Source organism: Phenylobacterium sp., assembly GCF_004799515.1.
GTDB lineage: Bacteria > Pseudomonadota > Alphaproteobacteria > Caulobacterales > Caulobacteraceae > Phenylobacterium.
In genome coordinates this window covers 1-3,575 of the sequence record NZ_SSMX01000043.1, presented here as the reverse complement: position 1 = coordinate 3,575, position 3,575 = coordinate 1, and the positions used below count along the sequence as shown (strand labels likewise).

Genomic DNA, 3,575 nt, shown 5'->3' with positions numbered 1-3,575 from the left:
CGCGACATGACCTACGCCGCGCCGCTGAAGGTCAAGCTGCGCCTCATCGTGTTCGAGACCGACGAGGAGACCGGCGCCCGCTCCGTGAAGGACATCAAGGAGCAGGACGTCTACATGGGCGACATCCCGCTGATGACGGAGAAGGGCACCTTCATCGTCAACGGCACGCAACGGGTGATCGTCTCGCAGATGCACCGCTCGCCGGGCGTCTTCTTCGACCACGACAAGGGCAAGACCCACGCCTCGGGCAAGCTGCTGTTCGCCGCCCGGGTGATCCCGTACCGCGGCTCCTGGCTCGACTTCGAGTTCGACGCCAAGGACGTGGTCTATGTGCGCATCGACCGCCGCCGCAAGCTGCCGGCCACCACCTTCCTGATGGCGCTGGGCATGGACGGTGAGGAGATCCTCTCCACCTTCTACAACACCCTCACCTACAAGAAGGTCGCCGATAAGAAGGGCAAGATCGGCGGCTGGGCCACCGCCTACCAGCCGGAACGCTGGCGCGGCGTGAAGCCGGAGTTCGCCCTCATCGACGCCGACACCGGCGAGGAAGTGGCCGCCGCCGGCGCCAAGATCTCCGCCCGTAACGCCAAGAAGTTCGCCGACGCGGGCCTCAAGACCCTGCTGCTGGCGCCTGAGGCGCTGACCGGCAAGTACCTGGCCAAGGACCTGGTCAACTTCCAGACCGGCGAGATCTACGCCGAGGCCGGCGACGAGCTGGACCCGGCGCTGCTGGCGGCGTTGGAAGAGCAGGGCTTCGATTCCCTCGACGTGCTCGACATCGACGACGTGACCGTCGGGGCCTACATCCGCAACACGCTTCGCGTGGACAAGAACGCCGCCCGCGAGGATGCGCTGTTCGACATCTACCGGGTCATGCGCCCGGGCGAGCCGCCGACGGTGGAAGCCGCCGAGGCGATGTTCAAGTCGCTGTTCTTCGACAGTGAGCGCTACGACCTCTCCTCGGTCGGCCGCGTGAAGATGAACATGCGCCTGGAGCTCGACTGCCCCGACGACGTGCGCGTGGTGCGCAAGGACGACGTGCTGGCGGTGCTCAAGACCCTGGTCGGCCTGCGCGACGGCCGCGGCGAGATCGACGACATCGACAACCTCGGCAACCGCCGGGTGCGCTCGGTGGGCGAACTGCTGGAAAACCAGTACCGCGTCGGCCTGCTGCGCATGGAGCGCGCGATCAAGGAGCGCATGTCCAGCGTCGACATCGACACGGTCATGCCGCACGACCTGATCAATGCGAAGCCGGCCGCCGCGGCGGTGAGGGAGTTCTTCGGCTCCTCGCAGCTCTCGCAGTTCATGGACCAGACCAACCCGCTGTCGGAAATCACCCACAAGCGCCGCCTCTCGGCGCTTGGCCCGGGCGGCCTGACGCGGGAACGCGCCGGCTTCGAGGTGCGCGACGTGCACCCGACGCACTACGGCCGGATCTGCCCCATCGAGACGCCGGAAGGCCCGAACATCGGCCTGATCAACTCGCTCGCCACCCATGCGGTGGTGAACAAGTACGGCTTCATCGAAAGCCCGTACCGGCGGATCAAGGACGGCAAGACGACGGACGAGGTCGTCTACATGTCGGCGATGGAAGAGGCCAAGCACGTCATCGCCCAGGCCAACATCAAGCTCGACAACGGCAACATCGTCGAGGACCTGGTCCCCGGCCGGATCAACGGTGAGCCCTCGCTGCTGCCGCGCGCCGACGTCGACCTGATGGACGTGTCGCCCAAGCAGGTGGTGTCCGTCGCCGCCTCGCTGATCCCGTTCCTGGAAAACGACGACGCCAACCGCGCCCTGATGGGCTCCAACATGCAGAAGCAGGCCGTGCCGCTCATCCAGACGGATGCGCCGCTGGTCGGCACCGGCATGGAGGCCATCGTGGCGGTGGATTCGGGCGCGGTCGTCGTGGCCCGCCGCTCCGGCGTCATCGAGCAGATCGACGGCACCCGGATCGTCATCCGCGCCACGGAAGAGACCGACCCGACCAAGCCCGGCGTCGACATCTACCGTCTGCAGAAGTTCCAGCGCTCCAACACCTCGACCTGCATCAACCAGCGTCCGCTGGTGCGGGTGGGCGACCGCGTGGCGGCCGGCGACGTGATCGCCGACGGCCCGTCGACCGAGCTGGGCGAACTGGCGCTGGGGCGTAACACCCTCGTCGCCTTCATGCCCTGGAACGGCTACAACTTCGAAGACTCGATCCTGATCTCCGAGCGCATCGTGCGCGACGACATCTTCACCTCGATCCACATCGAGGAATTCGAGGTCATGGCCCGCGACACCAAGCTGGGCCCGGAAGAGATCACCCGCGATATCCCGAACGTCGGCGAGGAAGCCCTGCGCAACCTCGACGAGGCCGGCATCGTGGCGATCGGCGCCGAAGTCCTGCCGGGCGACATCCTGGTGGGCAAGGTGACGCCGAAGGGCGAAAGCCCGATGACCCCGGAAGAGAAGCTGCTGCGCGCCATCTTCGGCGAGAAGGCCTCCGACGTCCGCGACACCTCGCTCCGCCTGCCTCCGGGCGTCGCGGGGACCATCGTGGAAGTCCGCGTCTTCAACCGGCACGGCGTCGACAAGGACGAACGCGCCCTGGCCATTGAACGGGCGGAAATCGACCGCCTGGGCAAGGACCGCGACGACGAGTTCGCCATCCTGAACCGCAACATGACCTCGCGCCTGCGCAGCCTGCTGGTCGGCAAGGTCGCCGTCTCGGGCCCCAAGGGCCTGGGCCGCGGCAAGATCGAAGCCGACAAGCTGGAAGAGATCTCCCCCGGCCTGTGGTGGCAGATCGCGCTCGAGGACGAGAAGGCCATGGGCGAGCTGGAGGCCATGCGCCGCCAGTTCGACGAGGCCCGCAAGCGCCTCGACCGCCGCTTCGAGGACAAGGTCGACAAGCTGCAGCGCGGCGACGAACTGCCCCCTGGCGTGATGAAGATGGTCAAGGTGTTCGTGGCGGTGAAGCGCAAGCTGCAGCCGGGCGACAAGATGGCCGGCCGTCACGGCAACAAGGGCGTGATCTCCAAGATCCTGCCCGTCGAGGACATGCCGTATCTGGAAAACGGCACCCACGTGGACATCGTGCTGAACCCGCTGGGCGTGCCGTCGCGCATGAACGTCGGCCAGATCTTCGAGACCCACCTGGGTTGGGCCGCCGCCGGCCTCGGCAAGCAGGTCGCCGACCTCCTGGAAGCCTGGCAGAACGGCGGTCAGCGCAAGACGCTGATCGACTACCTCCGCGAGACCTACGGTCCCGACGAGGAACTGCCGGAAAGCGATGAGGAGCTGGTCGAACTCGCCCGGAACCTGTCGAAGGGCATCCCCTTCGCCACCCCGGTGTTCGACGGCGCCCACATCGACGACATCGAGCGCCTGCTGGAAAAGGCCGGCCTCGACCGTTCGGGCCAGTCGTACCTGTACGATGGCCAGACCGGCGAGCGGTTCAAGCGTCCGGTGACCGTCGGCTACATCTACATGCTGAAGCTGCACCACCTGGTGGACGACAAGATCCACGCCCGCTCGATCGGCCCCTACAGCCTGGTCACCCAGCAGCCGCTGGGCGGCAAGGC

General features: G+C 66.8%; 1 protein-coding gene. It reads left to right on the top strand.

Annotation, left to right across the window (positions count from 1 at the left end):
• Positions 1 to 3,575: DNA-directed RNA polymerase subunit beta (gene rpoB, locus E8A49_RS17460; protein WP_293384364.1), on the top strand; the 3,575-nt coding region annotated here is incomplete at both ends.